Source organism: Fictibacillus halophilus, assembly GCF_016401385.1.
In the GTDB taxonomy this organism is placed as follows: domain Bacteria; phylum Bacillota; class Bacilli; order Bacillales; family Fictibacillaceae; genus Fictibacillus; species Fictibacillus halophilus.
Genome location: NZ_JAEACF010000001.1, coordinates 1,862,210 through 1,880,521, shown reverse-complemented (window position 1 = coordinate 1,880,521; position 18,312 = coordinate 1,862,210). Strand labels below are relative to the sequence as shown.

20 protein-coding genes and 1 other annotated feature are annotated in these 18,312 nt (G+C 40.6%); of the genes, 10 read left to right on the top strand and 10 right to left on the bottom strand.

From position 1 onward, the window contains the following. Nucleotides 1-12 precede the first annotated feature (12 nt). Nucleotides 13-672, top strand: coding sequence for a phosphatase PAP2 family protein (locus tag I5J82_RS09830; RefSeq protein WP_198767714.1), 660 nt, complete (start codon nt 13-15; stop codon nt 670-672). Between the two features lie 41 nt (nt 673-713). Here I5J82_RS09830 and namA read toward each other — a convergent pair whose 3' ends face one another. The 3 genes from namA to I5J82_RS09815 all read right to left on the bottom strand — a co-directional run bounded on the left by namA (nt 714) and on the right by I5J82_RS09815 (nt 3,343). Then, nucleotides 714-1,730: an NADPH dehydrogenase NamA gene (namA, locus tag I5J82_RS09825; protein WP_198768974.1), complete on the bottom strand. Its 1,017-nt coding sequence runs from the start codon at nt 1,728-1,730 to the stop codon at nt 714-716. Between the two features lie 80 nt (nt 1,731-1,810). Beyond that, nucleotides 1,811-2,569, bottom strand: coding sequence for a glycerophosphodiester phosphodiesterase (locus I5J82_RS09820; protein ID WP_198767713.1), 759 nt, complete (start codon nt 2,567-2,569; stop codon nt 1,811-1,813). A gap of 594 nt (nt 2,570-3,163) precedes the next feature. Continuing rightward, on the bottom strand, nt 3,164-3,343 hold the full coding sequence (locus I5J82_RS09815) for a hypothetical protein (protein ID WP_198767712.1): 180 nt from the start codon (nt 3,341-3,343) through the stop codon (nt 3,164-3,166). 141 nt (nt 3,344-3,484) lie between these two features. Here I5J82_RS09815 and I5J82_RS09810 point away from each other — a divergent pair, with 141 nt between their 5' ends. Further along, nucleotides 3,485-3,823, top strand: coding sequence for a DUF3889 domain-containing protein (locus I5J82_RS09810; RefSeq protein WP_233096450.1), 339 nt, complete (start codon nt 3,485-3,487; stop codon nt 3,821-3,823). Nucleotides 3,824-3,826: 3 nt separating this feature from the next. Here the strand turns inward: I5J82_RS09810 and proC are convergent, their stop codons facing one another. Beyond that, nucleotides 3,827-4,645 (bottom strand): pyrroline-5-carboxylate reductase, encoded by an 819-nt coding sequence (gene proC / locus I5J82_RS09805; RefSeq protein WP_198767711.1) that lies wholly within the window; start codon nt 4,643-4,645, stop codon nt 3,827-3,829. A 50-nt stretch (nt 4,646-4,695) separates the two neighbouring features. After that, nucleotides 4,696-4,905 (bottom strand) — a binding site (T-box leader). Between the two features lie 96 nt (nt 4,906-5,001). On the opposite strand from proC, the gene I5J82_RS09800 reads away from it, so the two are divergent. Then, on the top strand, nt 5,002-5,979 hold the full coding sequence (locus I5J82_RS09800) for an MBL fold metallo-hydrolase (RefSeq protein ID WP_198767710.1): 978 nt from the start codon (nt 5,002-5,004) through the stop codon (nt 5,977-5,979). Then, nucleotides 5,976-6,767, top strand: a complete 792-nt coding sequence (locus tag I5J82_RS09795; protein ID WP_198767709.1) for an SDR family NAD(P)-dependent oxidoreductase — start codon at nt 5,976-5,978, stop codon at nt 6,765-6,767. Before I5J82_RS09800 ends, I5J82_RS09795 begins: the two co-directional genes overlap by 4 nt. 222 nt (nt 6,768-6,989) lie before the next feature. On the opposite strand, the gene I5J82_RS09790 is transcribed toward I5J82_RS09795, so the two are convergent. Then, complete coding sequence (locus tag I5J82_RS09790; protein ID WP_198767708.1) at nt 6,990-7,190, bottom strand: YqzH family protein; 201 nt, start codon at nt 7,188-7,190, stop codon at nt 6,990-6,992. Between the two features lie 164 nt (nt 7,191-7,354). On the opposite strand from I5J82_RS09790, the gene I5J82_RS09785 reads away from it, so the two are divergent. Together I5J82_RS09785 and I5J82_RS09780 are read left to right on the top strand one after the other, a co-directional pair. Further along, nucleotides 7,355-8,611, top strand: a complete 1,257-nt coding sequence (locus I5J82_RS09785; protein ID WP_198767707.1) for a Y-family DNA polymerase — start codon at nt 7,355-7,357, stop codon at nt 8,609-8,611. A 15-nt stretch (nt 8,612-8,626) separates the two neighbouring features. Beyond that, nucleotides 8,627-8,956, top strand: a complete 330-nt coding sequence (locus I5J82_RS09780; RefSeq protein ID WP_198767706.1) for a YolD-like family protein — start codon at nt 8,627-8,629, stop codon at nt 8,954-8,956. A gap of 70 nt (nt 8,957-9,026) precedes the next feature. Here I5J82_RS09780 and I5J82_RS09775 read toward each other — a convergent pair whose 3' ends face one another. Next, on the bottom strand, nt 9,027-9,758 hold the full coding sequence (locus I5J82_RS09775) for a ZIP family metal transporter (RefSeq protein ID WP_137788969.1): 732 nt from the start codon (nt 9,756-9,758) through the stop codon (nt 9,027-9,029). Between the two features lie 145 nt (nt 9,759-9,903). Here I5J82_RS09775 and I5J82_RS09770 point away from each other — a divergent pair, with 145 nt between their 5' ends. Continuing rightward, the gene (locus I5J82_RS09770; RefSeq protein ID WP_198767705.1) at nt 9,904-11,328 is read left to right on the top strand and encodes an N-acetylmuramoyl-L-alanine amidase; all 1,425 of its coding nucleotides are present in this window, start codon (nt 9,904-9,906) and stop codon (nt 11,326-11,328) included. A gap of 273 nt (nt 11,329-11,601) precedes the next feature. Here I5J82_RS09770 and I5J82_RS09765 read toward each other — a convergent pair whose 3' ends face one another. After that, nucleotides 11,602-11,850, bottom strand: coding sequence for an HPr family phosphocarrier protein (locus I5J82_RS09765; RefSeq protein ID WP_198767704.1), 249 nt, complete (start codon nt 11,848-11,850; stop codon nt 11,602-11,604). A 93-nt stretch (nt 11,851-11,943) separates the two neighbouring features. Here I5J82_RS09765 and I5J82_RS09760 point away from each other — a divergent pair, with 93 nt between their 5' ends. Next, on the top strand, nt 11,944-12,597 hold the full coding sequence (locus I5J82_RS09760) for a TVP38/TMEM64 family protein (protein ID WP_198767703.1): 654 nt from the start codon (nt 11,944-11,946) through the stop codon (nt 12,595-12,597). Nucleotides 12,598-12,600: 3 nt separating this feature from the next. On the opposite strand, the gene I5J82_RS09755 is transcribed toward I5J82_RS09760, so the two are convergent. Continuing rightward, entirely contained in the window at nt 12,601-12,867 is a 267-nt protein-coding gene (locus I5J82_RS09755) for a CBS domain-containing protein (RefSeq protein WP_198767702.1), read from the bottom strand. A gap of 259 nt (nt 12,868-13,126) precedes the next feature. Continuing rightward, a complete protein-coding gene (locus I5J82_RS09750; protein ID WP_198767701.1) occupies nt 13,127-16,291 on the bottom strand; it encodes an efflux RND transporter permease subunit in 3,165 nt (1,054 codons plus the stop codon). A 164-nt stretch (nt 16,292-16,455) separates the two neighbouring features. Between I5J82_RS09750 and I5J82_RS09745 the strand changes: the two genes are divergently transcribed. Together I5J82_RS09745 and I5J82_RS09740 are read left to right on the top strand one after the other, a co-directional pair. Continuing rightward, nucleotides 16,456-17,001 (top strand): PadR family transcriptional regulator, encoded by a 546-nt coding sequence (locus tag I5J82_RS09745; RefSeq protein WP_137788976.1) that lies wholly within the window; start codon nt 16,456-16,458, stop codon nt 16,999-17,001. A gap of 6 nt (nt 17,002-17,007) precedes the next feature. Further along, on the top strand, nt 17,008-17,346 hold the full coding sequence (locus I5J82_RS09740) for an iron-sulfur cluster biosynthesis family protein (RefSeq protein WP_144699236.1): 339 nt from the start codon (nt 17,008-17,010) through the stop codon (nt 17,344-17,346). A 19-nt stretch (nt 17,347-17,365) separates the two neighbouring features. On the opposite strand, the gene I5J82_RS09735 is transcribed toward I5J82_RS09740, so the two are convergent. Then, nucleotides 17,366-18,271 carry a hydroxymethylglutaryl-CoA lyase gene (locus tag I5J82_RS09735; protein ID WP_198767700.1) on the bottom strand — a complete coding sequence of 302 codons (906 nt, stop codon included), beginning with the start codon at nt 18,269-18,271 and terminating at the stop codon, nt 17,366-17,368. Between the last annotated feature and the right edge of the window lie 41 nt (nt 18,272-18,312).

The window sequence follows — 18,312 nt, the reverse complement described above, 5'->3', positions numbered from 1 at the left end:
GCTGATCGTTTCATGATCTTTAAGAACAGCGTGATTAGAACAGTAATGTTAACTGCGCTTTGCCTCGGACTTTTTATTCTGTTTGCCTCTGTTTACGAACAATCAAGAGTAGAAGTTCTTGATGTGTGGGCAATGAAAAATGTGTCTGTCATCCATCAGCCTGCTCTAAATGATAGCTTTACTTTCCTGACAAACATCGCTTCACGACCGTATCAGTATGCGATCTTTATCTTCTTTGCTGTAATCTGGCTGATCGGTGAAAGAAAGTGGATAGAACCGTTCGTGTTAGGCATTTGTCTATTCGGTATTCGCTTTGAAAATCAATGGTTTAAAGAATGGTTTGAAAGAGACAGACCGATGTACGATCGTGTTATTGAAATTACAGGGTATAGCTTTCCAAGCGGGCATGCTATGATCTCCATCGCTTTTTTTGGTTTGCTTACCTATCTTCTTGTACAAAACTATTCTTTGTTGTACAGATATCGAAAGTTTATGTATGTCGTTACTGCCCTTTTTATTGGATCGGTCGGTTTTAGCAGAGTATATTTAGGAGTTCACTATCCTACAGATGTTCTAGGTGGGTTTGCGGCTGGAGGAACATGGCTTTTAATCTGCATTTTGCTGTATAAATGGCTGAACCATGTTATTAAGAGGAATGTTTCATATGAATAAGAAAAGCTGACTCTTCAAAGAGCCAGCTTTCCATCGCATTCTTACCAACCACGTTCATATTGTTTTGGACTTTCGATCTCTGTTCCGAGATCTTGTGCTGCTGATCGAGGCCAATACGGATCTTTCAAAAACTCTCGACCGATAAAAATAAGATCAGCTCGTTTGTTTTGTAAGATTTCTTCTGCCTGCCTACCTGTTGTGATCAAACCAACAGCTGCTGTTGCAATTTCAGCTTCGTTTTTAATTTTGTCTGCAAAAGAAACTTGATAACCAGGGAACGTTGGAATCTTCGCTGGTACAACAGCTCCTGAACTACAGTCGATAAGATCGACCCCGTCTTCTTTCATCCACTTCGAATAGGTTACAAAATCTTCTGGTGTATTTCCTTCTGGATGATAATCATTCGCTGATATACGAACAAACAGCGGACCTTCCCATTCTAGTCTGACAGCAGCAATGATCTCTTGTAAAAATCGGTAGCGATTTTCTTGACTGCCTCCATAAAAATCACTTCTTCTGTTGGACAGAGGTGAAAGGAACTCATTAATCAAATATCCGTGAGCTCCGTGGATCTCAATCACATCAAAACCTGCTGCCTTCGCTCTTTTTGCCGCACTTCTAAATTGATTCACTGTCTCTTCGATCTGCTGAAGTGACATTTCTTCTGGAGTCTTCATCTTTTCAGAAAAAGCAATAGCAGAAGGGGCAATAATCGGCCCGTCTATCATAGCTTTACGACCTGCATGGGCGATCTGAATCGCTGCTTTTGAGCCATTTTCTTGAATGGCTGAAACGAGTTTAGACAGACCTTCTACATGGCTGTCATCCCAGATTCCTAAGTCTTCAGCACTTATTCTTCCTTGAGGGCTAACGGCTGCTGCTTCTGTCATGATAAGCCCGGTTTGACCCATTGCTCTGGACGTATAATGAGTCATATGCCAAGGGGTAACAATTCCATCTTGTTCGTAACAAGAATACATACACATAGGTGACATTACGATCCGGTTTTTTAACGTTACGTCACGGATTGTCAATGGTTGAAACAATAACGGTTGAATATGAAACAACTCCTTTTTCTTTTAGCACAAACTTTTTAAAACAACATTCCTTTTCTTTCTCATTGTAAAACGTTTGATCACTATTTTTGAAGAAATCTGCTCTTTGAATGTGGTTGAAGGCTGTTCAACAGTTCTCTTGCTAGAATCGGATAGTCGGTTATGATCGCTTCGGTGTCCCACTCAAAAAAATACTTCATCCACTTTTGACTGTTTACCGTATATGGACGAACAGGAATATTATTTGTTTTAAAACCTTTCATAATGTAAGGGTGCAGAGATTTATAGTTCGGGTGCGCACTTTGTGAACAAACCGCTTTAACATACTCCCACGGTTCAAATAATCCAGAAGAGTATAGGGGAGCAGTCTGCACGTAACCGTTCATTTTTCTAATTTTGACCAAACTGTAATGATTGAATGAGGAGATCACAGTACGATCCATCATTCCATAGTGATGCAACAATTGAAGTACCTTTTCTTCAAGACCGTTATATTCGATGATATTGTTTTTTAATTCGATATTAAGCAACATAGGCAGCGGGGCTATCCATTCTAAGAATAGCTGAAGAGAAGGAACGGATTCTTTGCTAAACGACTTTGAAAACCAGCTGCCCGCATCTAGTTCCGCTAGTTCATCATACGTGTAATCAACAACATAACCTTTTCGGTTCGTCGTACGATCGAGCTTCTCATCATGAATGATGACAGGTACACCATCTTTAGATAGCTGTACATCAAGTTCGATCCCATCAGCACCATCTTTAAATGCTTTTTTGAATGCAGCCATCGTATTTTCAGGACAATCCTTACTAGATCCTCTATGAGCAAATATATAGGTCAAGAATGTAAGCTCCCTTCATAGAAAAAGATTAAAGACAGTATAAGCTAAAAGAAAACGGAGATAAAATGAAAGGCTCCACAGTAAACTTTGTTCCTTATGAAAGTGATTGAGTTCCGTTTCAGGTGCTTCCTTTTCCGCGGGGCGACCGGCGAACCACTTGTCGCTTCGCGCCACTAAGTGTCTCACCTGACCGCCTTAAGAAGTTCCTTGCTCCTGCGTCTACAATTGATACTTCGTAGTAAGTTTTCTCGTCGCATGCCTTGCAGGAAGTATCTCCTCATGTGGTAGCCACGCACCTTACACTCCAATCAACTGTCAAAGGAGACAAGAATCTAAAAGCTTTACTAATCTAAAGGGTTATTACTTTGAATATATTCTTTTATCTTTCTATGCAAGTTGAATGGAGCGGAAGGTTGCCGACTCCTATGGGACGAGCGGTCAGGTGGAGACTCCTAAAGGCGCGTAGCGGCAGGAGGCTCACCGCACGCCCCATGGAAAGCGAGCAATCTGAAGCGGAATTCAACTATCTTCATAGACCAACATAAGAAAAGACAGAATGAAAGAAACCCTTCCTGTTTGTAGAGGAAGGGTGAGTTATTTTCTGCGTCTAGAACGCTTCTTTTTTTCTTCTCTGTTGTGTTCTTCAACAGTGGCTCCTTTTTCTGTCAGCCAGTGGATAAAAACAAGCTCTTTGTCAGTAAGAGATCGTTTCGTGAACTTTTCAAACTGAACGCGCAATTCAAGGTATCTTTGGGAAACTTCAACTTCGGTCACACAAATCCCTCCCTAAATCTAGCTCTAGCTTCTACTTAGATGATAAAGAGTAAGTAAAGGGCTTGTCAATTTTTTCTAATCGTCAATTTCTGCAGAGAAAACTAGAGAATTGGTGCAAAATAACGAAAAGGAGTTGGTATGATGAAGATTTCTATCAAGTTAGTCTGCTGGATCATGGCCAGTTTTCTAGTGTGTAACTCACTTCCGATTACAGTCTCAGCAGAAAGTTCAAGGATACAAGAACCTGCTTATGCAAAATGGGGAAGGCTCGCTGTTTTCGAAACAGGGAAACGCTACCCCGATTATGATATCGTGGATTATTTATATGTTGGAAGAACGACCGCTCAAAATGAAGATATTGTCGAAAGATTTAAGCTTTGGATCAAGAAAGGTGCTTCAGAAAAGGGAGTCATCATAACGATTACGTTAACTCCGAACGGTGTGTTTAAGGATATTTCATTTCAAGAGACAGCCCGTTAACGATCAGTTCATTCTTCCTAATTCTTCTGAACGTTTCACCGCTTTTTTGATACAAGCTAAAAAGGCATCTTGAACTCCATATTGCTCAAGTTTACCGATTCCTGCCTCAGTCGTGCCGCCAGGACTGGTGACTTTTCTTCTAAGCTCTATTGGAGAATCTGTTGTTTGTTTAAGCATAAGAGATGCACCTAAAAGCGTTTGTGAGATTAAAGTCTTTGCTTCTTCTTCAGAAAGATTTAATTCTTCAGCCGCTTTTTGCATGGCTTCAGCGATATAGTAAACATAGGCAGGACCGCTTCCAGAGAGGCCTGTAACGATATGAAGTTTTTCTTCAGGGACAAGAGTAACCGTTCCAATCGTCTCAAACAGTTCAAGTGATTTCTCAATATGCGATTGCTCTGCATATATTCCTGAGGAGAGTGCAGTTGCAGAATGTCCGATCGATGCGGATGTATTTGGCATCGCTCTCATGACAGGGTTATGAAGATGAAGCCAATTTGTAAGTGTTTCAGTGGATATGCCTGCCATGACGGAAATGATCAGCTGGTGACTCTTAACAAACGGCTTGATGTTATTTACCGCATTTTGCGCATCTTTTGGCTTCACGGCAAGAATGATAATGTCAGCACCAACGACTGCTTCTTCTATCGTTGAAGCCGGTACTACACCATACTTTACTTGAAGATCATTCACTCGTTGTGTATTACTTCGATTTTTTATCGTAATCAAATCAGCTTGCCATTTTTCTTTTTTGATCAATCCTTCCATAATGGCCTCAGCCATCGATCCGGCACCAATAAACGTTATTTTTTCTGTTCCCACGGGTAATCCCTCCCAGAAATTTTGAGTATAAAAAAACTCCCAGTCCTAATATAAAGGACGGATGGGAGTGATCCGTGGTACCACCTTTGTTGGCATGATTGATTGCCCGCTCAAGATGTCTTTATCGCAGAACTGCGCCGGATTTCTCCAGACTGCTCCAGGGCAGGTTCAGTAATTCCTTTACGGTGAAATCTTGCAGCCTATGGATTCCACTCTCTAAACGGAGGAGATTACGTACTAATCCCTTTCAACGCATTTATTTATTGGCCATAATTGGCATTTCTTTTATATTTTAAAAAACATTATGCTATGATTTCTATATGTATGTCAACTAGTTATTTTATTTGGAGGAAAAGATGACTCAAAAAACAGCAATTATCCCGATTACGCTTCCTACACCGTTTGATGTAGGTCCTGTAAACTGTGTCCTCCTAAAAAGTGATGCGGTTACGCTTGTTGATTCTGGAGCAAAAACCGAAGAAAGCAGACAACAGCTCATCGCTACCCTAAAGGATCACGGGCTCACTTTTAAAGATCTAGATCATTATATCTGCACACACTACCACCCTGATCATGCGGGTCTGTCAAAAGAGATACAAGACAATGGTGTTCCTACCCTCATGCTTAAAGAAGCTGTTCCTTATGTTAGTGGCGACCGCCATTTTATTGAACAGGGAGAAACGTTTTATACTAATCTCTACCATTCTTTCGGAGTGCCAGATGCTCTTGGAAGGTTAGAACTGTTAAAGCTGCGGAAATATCGTACGTTTTCAAGCACGTTTGTTCCAGACAAATTGCCTTTACCTGGTGATGAAGTGCCTGGTCACGATGGGTTTATCTTTCTTAAGACGCCTGGCCATGCCCCAGATCATCTTTCTCTCTATCATGAAGAAGAAGGTATCTTAATTGGCGGGGATGTGCTTCTGCCTCATATTTCGTCCAATGCCCTATTAGAACCGCCTGCTTTGAACGAAACTGAACGGCCAAGAACATTGCTCCAATACCGAGAGACGTTGCAATACTTAATGACGCTGAACTTAAAAACGGTATACCCTGGACACGGGGAACCTTTTAAGAATGCAACACAGTTGATCACAAAACGCCTTCACGATCATACCGAGCGTGCAAGAGCGCTTGAACATCTGTTGAGTGATGAGCCGTTAACCGTTTTTGAACTGTGTCGACGTCTGTTTCCAAAACTATATGAAAAGCAGCTCGGTTTAGTAGTTTCCGAAGTTGTTGGGCATCTTGATCTGCTTCAAGCAGAAGAAAGAGTACGAGTAGAGGAAGAGAACAAGATATTACATTATCTCAGAACAGGAGTTACAAGATGAGTACATTAAGAAATAAAGTCGTGGTGATAACAGGAGCATCAGGGGGACTCGGCGCTCACCTTGCTATGGATGTTGCTAAAAAAGGAGCAACTCCCATCCTAACTGCAAGAAGAGAAGATCAGCTAAAAATTGTACAGGAAGCCATCTTAAAAGCTACGAATATAAAAGCGCCTTATTATATTTTAGATGTTTCAAACACAGAAAGCGTTGAGGAGGTTTTCTCAACGATCCTTAGTGAACATGAAAACATACATATTTTAGTGAACAATGCGGGCTATGGTATTTTTGAAGAGTTTGTAGATTCGCCATGGAAAAATATCGAAGGAATGTTTTCAACGAACGTTCTTGGGCTTATGGCGTGTACGAGAGCTGTTCTGCCTCACATGCTTCAAAGAGGAAGCGGCCATATCGTGAATATTGCGTCTCAGGCAGGTAAGATTTCAACACCAAAATCCAGCGTATACGCAGCAACGAAACATGCTGTGTTAGGATTCTCAAACGGGCTGCGTTTGGAAGTCGCACATAAAGGGGTAGACGTGACAACCATCAACCCTGGACCGATCGCTACAAACTTCTTTACACTTGCTGATCAGTCTGGCAATTACGTTAAAAACGTTCAAAAACTGATGCTTCAGCCTTCGCATGTTTCCGAAAAAATCGTTAAAGCGATGGAGCGTCCCGTTCGTGAGATCAATCTTCCATGGTGGATGAACGTAGGAAGTACTATGTATCAAGTCATGCCAAAATTGATTGAAACACTAGGTGGAAAATCGTTTAGACAAAAGTAAGTTACAATAATTTTATTATGTAAACTAAAGTTTTGGAAGACTTTTAGAGCTGATGATGAAACTCGTGGATTGGAGCTCGAAACTCGTGGATTAAAGTCCGAAACTCGTGGATTACAGCCCGAAACTTATGGATTGCCGCTTAAAATCTCATCGATCACAGTCTAAACCTCTCACACCAACATCAAAAATAAGCAGGTTTCCTTTTCAAAAGGCGGAACCTGCTTATTTATTTGTAAAATAAGCATACACAACGTCCTGAATGATGCTGTAAACAGCCTCATTTTGATCTTCCTCATGCATCTGACGCAAGACTTCTTCTTCGAGATTTCTCCATTCTTTCTCCGACAATATACAATTTTCTTCTTCCCATAAATAATCCTTCAGCGATTGTTGGATCATTTTTCTTATCAATAAACGGTTCATTTCTTCACCTATCTTTCCTTATAAATCCTAGACTTTTGGCTCAAAAACGTCAATCTGCAAAATTTGCTGAAAAAATTACCATTGTTATAAGAACATATATTCGGTTAAAATGGGTATACATATAAAGAACAGATGTTCGTATAGTGATGAAAGGGGTGTGTCGAATGAACTATGATGAAATGCCTAAGCGCACGATCTTATGTATGGATATGAAAAGTTTTTATGCAAGCTGTGCTGCTGTTCGCTTAGGGTTAAATCCGCTGACATGTCATTTGGCAGTAGTAGGGGATACGGAGAGACAGGGAAGCGTGGTGCTTGCAGCATCACCGAGACTGAAGGCTGATTTTGGTATTCGCACAGGCAACCGGCTGTTTGAGATTCCAAAGAATAAAAACATTATCGTTGTAAACGCGCAGATGGCTTATTTCCTAGAAAGATCGATGGAGATTACGAAGATGCTGCACCGCTATGTTCCGCCAGAGTCGATCCACACATATAGCGTGGATGAAAGTTTTCTTCAAGCTGATGGAACAGAAAGGTTATGGGGAAGTGCACAAGAACTTGCTGAGAGGATCCGCCGTGACATCTGGCGAGAGTTTGGATTGCCGTGTGCGATCGGAATCGGCCCGAACATGCTCATGTCAAAGCTTTGTCTCGATCTTGAAGCGAAGAAAAAAGGAGTGGCGCAGTGGGGGTATGAAGATGTAGAGAAGAAATTATGGCATCTATCTCCACTAAGCCAGATGTGGGGAATCGGATCAAGAGTAGAGCGGACTTTAAACAGGATGGGTATTGTAACAGTCGGTGACCTCGCGCATTATCCTCTTGAACTTTTAGAGAAAAAATTCGGGATCATGGGAAATCAGCTGTATCACCATGCATGGGGCATCGATCTGTCTGAAATTGGTGCGCCCATCATGCAAGGTCAGGTCAGCTACGGAAAAAGCCAGATTTTACTTCGTGACTATACGGATATAACGGAGATCAAACATGTCATTTTGGAGATGTGTGAAGAGGTGGCAAGGCGTGCGAGAAGGGCAAGAAAAGCAGGAAGGACGATCAGTTTTGGGCTAGGGTACAGCAAAGATGAAGGTGGTGGCGGCTTTCATCGTTCTAAATCAATCGATCAGCCATCTAATATCACGATGGAGCTGTATGAAGTGTGTCTAGAGCTTCTTCAAACCTTTTATCGGGGAGAGACGGTGCGTAAGATTTCAATCGCCCTTTCTAATGTCTGTGAAGATACAGAAACACAGCTTACTTTGTTTTCTTTAGATCATCCAAAGAAAAGAAAGATCGGCTATGTTATGGATGATATTCGGCAAAAATACGGCTCCAACTCTCTTCTGCGGGCTGTTTCTTATACAAAAGGAGGAACAGCATTATACAGAAGCCGACTTTTAGGCGGACATAAGGCATAAGGGGGCGGAAGAACGGTGATTCGTGACAGAGGAACGATTAAGTGGACGGCAATGATGCTGCCGGAGCATGTAAAAATGTTAAGAGAGCATCAAGACGGTCTGGACTATGGAAGAAAGCCAGAATTAGATGAACAAAAGTACGAAGAATTCAATGAGACAATCTGTGTTGCGATGGAAGAGAACCAAGCGCTGAAGTTTACGTATTTTGAAAAAGGCAGGGCGCTCGTGCTTATAGGCCATGTGCATTATATAGACGAATACAAAAAAGAGTTAAGGGTGCTGAATGAAGAAAAAAGGATGCATATCTTAAAAGTGACTGACATTATGGATGTTGAATACGCATAGACACATAAAAAATATAGGCGTAAAAAAAACAGCAAAAACTAACGCTAAAGATAGTTTTTGCTGTTTATTATTATCCAAAGATTTGAGTTAAGTAAATCATGATTAAGAGACCAGCAATAAATGATAATGTAGCAGATCGAGCGTGACCATCACCATGGCTTTCAGGAATGAGTTCTTTATAGACGATAAAGAGCATGGCACCAGCTGCAAAGGAAAGGCCGTAAGGGACAAGATTCTCTACATAAGAGGTGAGCACATACCCAAGCAAAGCCGTAACGATTTCAACAGCACCTGTTAATGTTGCGATAAGGAAAGCCTTAAATCGGTTCATATTTTGATGAATGAGAAAAAGGGCTACTAACAGACCTTCTGGTGCGTTTTGAAGTCCGATCGCAAATGCGATCAAACCGCCGAGCCCGGTATTTTCACTAGCATAACTGACCCCAACAGAAAGACCTTCAGGCAAATTGTGCAAGGTGATCGCAGCAATGACAAGGAACGCTTTAGCATCGATGCCCTTAAAAATCTTAGAATGATCAAGATCAACGTGCGGAACGAACCTTTCTAAAAGTAAGAGAGTTAGGGTACCAAGTGTGATACCGATTGTAAGTACAGTTAAGTTTGATAGTTCAAGAGCTTGAGGAATCAAGCTGAACGTTGAAGCAGCGACCATGATACCTGCGGTAAGAGCAAGCAATATGTCGCGGAACCGGTGTGTTACCTGAGACCAGAAGAGAACAGGCAGTGCACCAAAACCGGTTGCTAATGCAGATAAAACACTTCCAAATAAAGCAGCTTCCATTCTGTTACCCACCTTAGTCAAATATCCAATTTTATAAAAATAGTCATATGGCTCTTTTAGTATACCGCCAAATCCTTTTTAATAGAAGTAAGCGCCATTTTCATTTCAAAAAGCGCTTCTATCGGAAAAAAAAGAAGGTGACAATTTGAAAGTCATAATTATTGACCCGGGCCATGGAGGTAATGATCCAGGAGCGGTAAACAAAGAGTATTTTGAAAAAATATATAATCTGGCAATCGCCAAAAAGATACAAACGAATCTTCAAAACAACTATGAAGTGACGGTCATCATGACTCGAACAGTTGATACAACTGTATCATTAGAGGAAAGAACGAATTTAGCAAACAGCAAGAATGCAGAGCTGTTTGTGTCCATCCACCAGAACACCGGTGGAGGAGAAGGCTTTGAAAGCTATGTGCACCAGCGTGCAGACGCCGAAACGAAAAGAATACAAAATATTTTACATGCATCAGTCACCGCTGTTATGAGTAAGTACGGTGTGCGAGACAGAGGACAAAAACAGGCTGACTTTCACGTGCTTCGTGAAACGAAAAAGTCTGCTGTCTTACTAGAAGTACTTTTCATGGATAATGAGAAAAACGTGGCACTTTTAAAAAGAGAAGATTTTCAAAACGAATTGTCTATAGCCATTGCACAAGGAATCGCACAAAGTCTTTCTCTTCCAAAAAAACAGGCAAAGATTACACAGACACAAATCTTCAATGTGATCGCAGGTGCGTTTGAACAAAAAGAGAATGCGGTTGCTCGTGTTTCACTTTTAGCTAAACAAAATGTTACAGCTTTTATTGACGAAATAACTAGCGGAAACAAAACCTATTACAGAGTTCAAGCCGGAGCTTTTCAGAATAGAGAATACGCAGAGAATTTTGCTAAAAAGATACGTTCAGCAGGTGTCGGGGATGCTTATGTAGTAGAGAAGAATACAAATCAGCCGCCTCCAGTCCAAGAACCGCCAAAGCCAAGTCCAGAAACACCAAAGCCAAATCCAGAACCGCCAAAACCAGCGCCTCCAAAGGGACTAACGATACAAGGCTCATCGTTGCTATCTGCAGAAGAGATGGATCGATTTGTTAAGAAGGTCAATCCGAATGCGCCATCTGTTGCTGCTCTTTACGTTCAGATCGGACAAGTATACGGGGTCAGAGGAGATGTAGCATTCGCTCAGGCCATTCAAGAAACAGGGTACTTCCGCTTTGAAGGAAACGTTAAAGCTTCACAGAATAATTATGCAGGAATCGGTGCGACAGGTAAGAACGAATCAGCCGTGTTTAAGACTCCTCAAGAAGGCGTTTTAGCTCACATTCAGCACTTGTTTGCATATAGCTCTACACAGCCTCTGCCTTCACAATATCCTATGGTTGATCCGAGGTTTCAATATGTTCAGAGAGGCAGTGCCGTGACATGGGCACAGCTGAACGGCAAATGGGCCATTCCAGGCACAACGTACAGTACTATGATATTGGATATTTACAAAAAAATGCTAAATGAAGCAAAAATACCGCTTCAAACAAGAATTAACTCTCTTAATGCAGCGCTGAACGAATTATAATAAACCGTGAGATTCAGAGTGTTTCTTCTTAAACAGGAAAAATAAGGCTTCGCATGGGATTGATTTTCATGCGAAGCCCTTATTTTTATTACATATTCATCATACTCGTGTGGCCGCGAAAAAGAATGCATCCAGGCGCAGTGCAAAGATCACGTCACCCCACTATAGTTGATATTAGTAGCCTAACTCAGTTGGCATTTTACAAGTTATAAGTCAGGAAGAATTAGCCAAATAGGAGTTCGGTGTAATAAGATAATAATAAGAGCAATAAGATTAAGATTTACAGCTTGCGAAAAGTCCAGACGAGAGTATTTTTTCTTTTAATTCCGTATTAGGCGGATCGCAGATAATTTCGATGTAGTCATCTGGATAGATAGACAATGCGATGATACCGAGAAAGCTTTTTCCGTCAGCTGTCCGATCCCCTTTTTGCAAATAGATGGATTCTTTAAAACTGCCTGTTAGTTCAACAAGTTTAGCAGCGCGCTCTGCATAAATAGGTCGAGTAGCTTTTACAATCATGATCAATAACCTCCTTTGCCAATCACACTATGTATGGATATGTGCATAAGAAGGAAAAATGCTTACTAAATGAAATTTTCACATGGAGGAAACATGAAACCTACAAAAAAGTGGCTATATCTTGCGTTAATAATTGCTGGCTTAATCACTTTAGTTCTCTGGCTGCAAAAAAATTATAAGGGATTTAGTCCTGAAGAATTTAGAAATTGGATTGTACAGTGGGGATGGATCGCACCTTTTATCTTTGTTGTCCTTTATACATTGAGGCCATTTGTGTTATTTCCATCTTCCATATTTGCCATTACAAGCGGCTTATCGTTTGGTTTTTATTGGGGATGTCTGTATACATATCTCGGATCGTTAGGAGGAGGACTCCTAACATATTTCGCGATCAACCGCCTTGGCCGTTTTAAGAAAAATAAACAATGGAAAAACGAAAACTACGAGAAAGTACGCAACAAGATTGAGAGAGAAGGCATTCGTTTCGTTCTATTGTTAAGGCTGCTTCCGGTATTAAATTATGATTTGGTAAGTTATTTAACGTCATTAACAAATGTAAAGTTTAAAGACTATGCGATCGCTACAGCAATTGGAATCATTCCTGGAACAATTGCTTACACGTATTTAGGTACGTCGATGACGTCGGGAAGCAAAAAAGTCGTTTGGATTGGAACTACCCTTTTATTTGTCCTTGTCGCTCTACCTATGCTCTTTAAGAAGAAGATGAAAGCAAAGATAGGGTTGTAGGAATTAAGAAAGTAGTTGTTCTTGAGGTAAGATCAGACTCATGGCTGACTCAGCATCAGCACCTTCAACAATATAAAGAAAAGAATCTCCTTCTTTTAGCGTTAAAAAAAATGATACGAGCTGTGATAATCCAGAGGCGTGAATAGTAATACCGTCTTTACTTAAAAAAAGCTGGCTGTTAAGTCTCTTGGCAGAATGCATAATTTCAATGGCTTTACTCACTGTATACTTAGCGGTAACTTTCACTTTTTGAGAGCAGATTTGTCTCATAGTCGTAAGCCTCCTCAATGAAATGATTGCTGATATATTTCCCATAAGTAGAGAGACCGAAACAAGGTCTTTAGTCCCGATGTGCAAAGTGATGAGAGATATTTAGTGCTTTAGAATAAAGAAGGGTACTTATTTAAACGATATTCGGCATACTCTAATGTGAGGTATGGAGGCTATGGAGATAATAACATTACTGACAGAAAGGGTTAGATAAAAAAAGAGTACAGCCGGCAGTAAAAACCGAGCTGTACTCTTTTATTTATGCATTTAATTTTGCTTTTTCACGCTTCGCCTGTCTTCTGAAGAATAATTCGTATAGAACAGGTACGATGATCAACGTTAATAGTGTAGAAGTCGTTAGACCACCGATTACAACAATCGCCAATCCTTTAGAAATCAGCGTTCCTGAAGATGTTGTTAATGCAAGCGGAATCAATGCTGCAATTGTTGCAAATGCTGTCATTAATATCGGACGTAAACGGGTTTTACCAGCTTCTAATAACGCTTCACGAACCGGCATACCTTTAATCTCACGGTTCTGTCCGATGCGGTCTACCAATACGATCGCATTCGTCGTAACGATACCAATCAACATGAGTATTCCGATCATCGCACTTACAGACAATGGTTCGTTGATCAAGTATAATCCTCCAATTGCTCCAACAGGAACGAATATGAGGGAAGAGAGGATGATGAACGGAATACGTGCTCGACCAAACGTGATCAACATCGTTAAGTAAACGAGACCGATCGCAACTAGCATCGCAAGTCCAAGATCTTTAAACGTATCCATCGTTTCTTCGCTTCCTCCACCACCTTCTGTTGATACAGAAGAAGGAAGGTCTACATTATCTTCAACGCCTTTAATAACGTCTTGTGTCACTTTTTGAACATTGTCTCCTTTTACTTGTGCAGAGACTTGTGCATAGATCTTACCATCAAGCTTTTGGATGCCAGTTACTGTGTCTTTCTCTGTTACCTCAGCAACGTCTGAGATCTTAACTGGTCCAGATGAACCGAATACAGTCAGATCCTTAATCTCATCAAGGGATTTAACAGATTCGTCATATTCGACTTTCACATTCTTTTGATCGCCGTCTAATGTAAGTTCTCCTACTTCAACAGGTTTCGTTACATCTGAGACAGCCCCTAGAATAGCGAATCCTGATACGCCTTTTTCAGCTGCTTTTTCTGTATCAATGTCAACTGCCCATTGTTTTTGTGTATCTTTAAAGTTGTTGGATACATACTTGATCGAATCAATCGTCTTCATGTACTCTTCAACTTCACTTGCAGCTTTTTGTAGATCTTCTAAGTTGTTTGAATACAGGTCAATATTGACTTCGTTATTCGCTGGAGGTCCACCGCTTGAAACTTCCTGCAAGCTGATTACGGTTCCTTCTGCTTTTTCGTCTGTGATCTCTTTAATACCTTTTTCTAGCTCTTTTAGTTCTGTGTCAATGTTTGCTTCTTTTTTGAGGTTAACAAAATAGTTAGCAACATTTTGACGCTTAAGACCGGTTTGGAAATCACGAGATCCGATACCAGCTGTTACATCTTCAATCGTACCGCGCTTAGAGAGGTACTCTTCAACTTCTAAAGACACTTCGTTCGTCTTTGTTACGTTTGTACTTGCAGGTAATTCAACGTTAATCGTTAATGTTTTTTGCTCTTCATTCGGTAGGAAGACCATTCCAAGTTTCGTTGCAAGGAAGAAAGATCCGCCTAAAAGAATGAATGAAGTGAAAAGAACTAGAATTTTATGATTCAATGATGCTTTGATCAGTTTTTCATAACCACGCTGCAAAGGACCATCGTTCTTTTCTGGTTTTACGGTTTTAAATGCATATTTTGCTAGGATAGGTACGATCGTAACAGCAACGATCAGTGAAGCTAATAATGCGAATACAACCGTTAATGCAAACGGTAAGAAGAACTCACCTGTGATACCGCCGACTAGACCAAGTGGCAAGAATACAACGACGGTTGTGATCGTAGAAGATACGATCGCTTTTAAAATTTCGCGTGTAGAATCAATGATCAACTCATCACGGTCGTAGTCACCATCTGTTTTACGGATTCTTCTAAAGATATTCTCGATAACCACGATACTATCATCTACAACGCGTCCGACTGCTACTGCCATTCCGCCGAGTGTCATGATGTTTAATGTAATATCAAGACGGTCTAAGAAGATGGCAGAAACGAGAAGTGAAAGCGGGATTGAGATGATGGCAATGATGGTTGCTCTAAGGTTTCTAAGGAATATCAGTACGGCTAGAGAAGCGAATAATGCTCCGAATAATCCTTCTTTAACCAGCGTGTTTACAGAGTCTTTAATACCTTCTGCCTGGCCGAAACCAATCGCATAGTTTAACTTATCATCGTATTTATTTTTGTTCAGCACTTCTAGAACTTTATCAGCAACTTCAACCGTATTTGCATCTTGTTTCTTTGTTACGGCCATAGAGAGTGAAGCTTTTTGGTTATATCTTGTAATCTCACTAACATCATCTGTTTCTTTAACTTCAGCAAGATCACCAAGCTTTAAGCTTGCTGGTGCTTGAGGTGCTTGTGCTCCACCAGGTGCGTTTTGACCGCCTGGAGCTCCGCCTCCAGCTCCTGGTTGAGCTGCTTCGCCAGGAGCTCCTCCACCAGGTCCCCCAGGAGACTGTGCAGGTGCGCCTTGACTTTGAGAAATGGTAATTTCCTTAAGCTCAGCAACCGTATCGACCACTTCTTCAACACGAACTGGGACTGTAATCGAGTCATCGGTTACGGTTCCAGCAGGGAAGGAGAGGTCACGGCTGGTGATTGCTTCTTTAACAGCATTTAAGGTGATACCAGCTTCTTTTGCTTTTTCTTTATCAAGTGTGATCGAGACGAATGTTTCTTTAACACCACCTACAGATACGTTGTTCACACCTTGGATCTTTTTAAGTTCTGGAACTAATTCGTCATTCACGAATGCTTGGATGTTTTCTCCTTCTTTTTCAGGGAATAGAGAAATATTGTAGATAGGAATCGTTCCAAATGAGAAACGGCTTACCTCTGGTTCCACATCTTCAGGAAGATCCGTTTCTGAAATGATGGATTTGACTTGATCTTCTACCTCATCCATATTTGCGGTGAAAGGAAAATCCATACTAATGATAGATACGCTTTCGTTCGAAGAACTCTTAACGGTTTTTACATCCTCAACTTGCTTCAATTGTGTTTCAAGTTTGTCCGTTACTTGTTCGTTCACATCTTCAGGAGATGCTCCTGGATAAACGGTTTGAACGGTCAGCTGTGGAAACTCAACGTTTGGCAGCAAATCCACTTTCAAGTTCGTGAATGAGAAGACTCCACCAACAATGAGTAAAAATGAAAAGATGAATATTGCTACTGGATTTTTTAAGCTAAATCGTGTTAACCAGTTCATTGTTTCCTCTCCTACGTATGTTTTTATTTTTCATATGTGTATTTTCACATATGTTTATATATAATATAATAGCTGTATAAGATTTATATCAAGTATTAAGAATAAAATATTTGTGAAAAATGTGTTACAATGCAAAGCAGAACAGAAAGAAAGAAGGGTATCAAATGGCGTTAAGGTATGCGCTGTTAGGTTTATTGGCGAAAAATGAAGCAACAGGTTACGAGCTAACACAGCAATTTAAAGAAACAGTTATTCATTTTTGGACAGCCCATCACACGCAGATCTATAGAGAACTCTTAAAGATGGAAGAAGAAGGACTCACACAATCAAAGACTGTACAGCAGAGTGATTACCCTGATAAGAAGATATATGCGATCACGGACAAAGGTTTTGAACAGCTGCTTGAATGGATGCTGAATAAACCTGTAAATGCACCAAAGCTGAAAGATGATTTGTTATTAAGGGTATCCATGTTTCATTTTATCCCGACAGACAAAGCGATTGCTTTTTTAGAAAAGAGTAAAGAACACCATCAGATGGGACTGATGATGACGAAAAAATGGCAAGAAGAGCACTTTCCAAAAGGAACGTATGGAAAAAACGAACTTGGCGAATTTTTAACAAGTGAATATGGCATTCGATATATGGAAAGCTGGTTATCATGGTGTAACTGGGCGATTAAAGTTCTAAAGAAGAAAGGTGAGTCATAAAACAGTATGGAAATTGTATTTACAGATGCAGCATTAACTCGATTGGAAAAGAAGGTACAGGGAAAAGAAGGGTACCTGAAACTCAAACATGATACAGAAGGCTGTGGCTGCGTTGTGAGCGGTGTAGCTGCCCTTGTTCTCGTCGAGCAAACAGAGGAGAACGATACCAAAATTGAGACGAATGGTCCAGATCTATTCATGGAATACAATACTGCTGTATTCTTTGCTGAAAAGATGACGATTGATGCACCAGCAGGCAACCACTTCTCATTAAAAAGCCCTGGTGAGATGCTGAATCCTTCAATGAAATACTATGATAGAACGAAACAAAACACGGGCTTATAAAATGCCCGTGTTTTGTTTGTTAAGGCTGAGGAACATTTTTTAAAAGTTGAAACTGCTTGCTTGAAACAGGTTTTGAAAGAAGAGGAGATATGTACGCTGCTGCTTCAAGCAGTTTATCGAGATGAATACCTGTTGAAATTCCCATTTGAGAAAGCATGTGTACAACATCTTCAGATGCTACGTTACCAGAAGCTCCAGGTGCGAACGGACAACCACCAAGCCCTCCAGCAGATGTATCGAAACGATCGATGCCGGCTTGAAGGCTGGCAAAAATGTTAGCAAGAGCCATTCCTCTCGTATCATGAAAATGAGCGGTTAAAAGTGTTGTTCCACGCAGATGATGCTTTAAAAGTGAAAATAGTTCAAAGCACTCTGATGGATTAGCCATACCGATTGTGTCTGCCACACTCAGTTCATCTACACCCATCTCTTCAAAATCTAGGCAAATTTTTAAAACGTCTTGTTCATCGATTTTTCCTTCAAATGGACAATAAAAACTAGTAGAGATACAAGCCCTCACGAAAAATCCTCTGCGTTTTAAATCTTGTATCAGAGGTCGTAGTTCATTCATGCTCTCTTCTGTTGATTTGTTTATATTCTTCTTATTGAACGTATCGCTGACTCCTACGAATACAGCAATATGCTTCACTCCAGATTCAACAGCTAAGTCAATTCCTTTTTGGTTTGGTGCGAGTACAAAGTTTCTTAAATCGTCCAGGCATCTATCGATAATAACAGATGCATCTTGCATTTGAGGAACCCATTTCGGTGACACGAACGAGGTGAGTTCCATCTCTTGAAAGCCTGCATTTTTTAATAGAGAAATAAATTCTATCTTATTCTTTGCAGGTATTAAATTCTTCTCATTTTGAAGGCCATCTCGCGGTCCAACTTCTATAAGCGTAACTCGTTCAGGTAAGTCCACTAATGTAAACCCCTTTCTTGAAAACGTTTTCCTATTGTTAT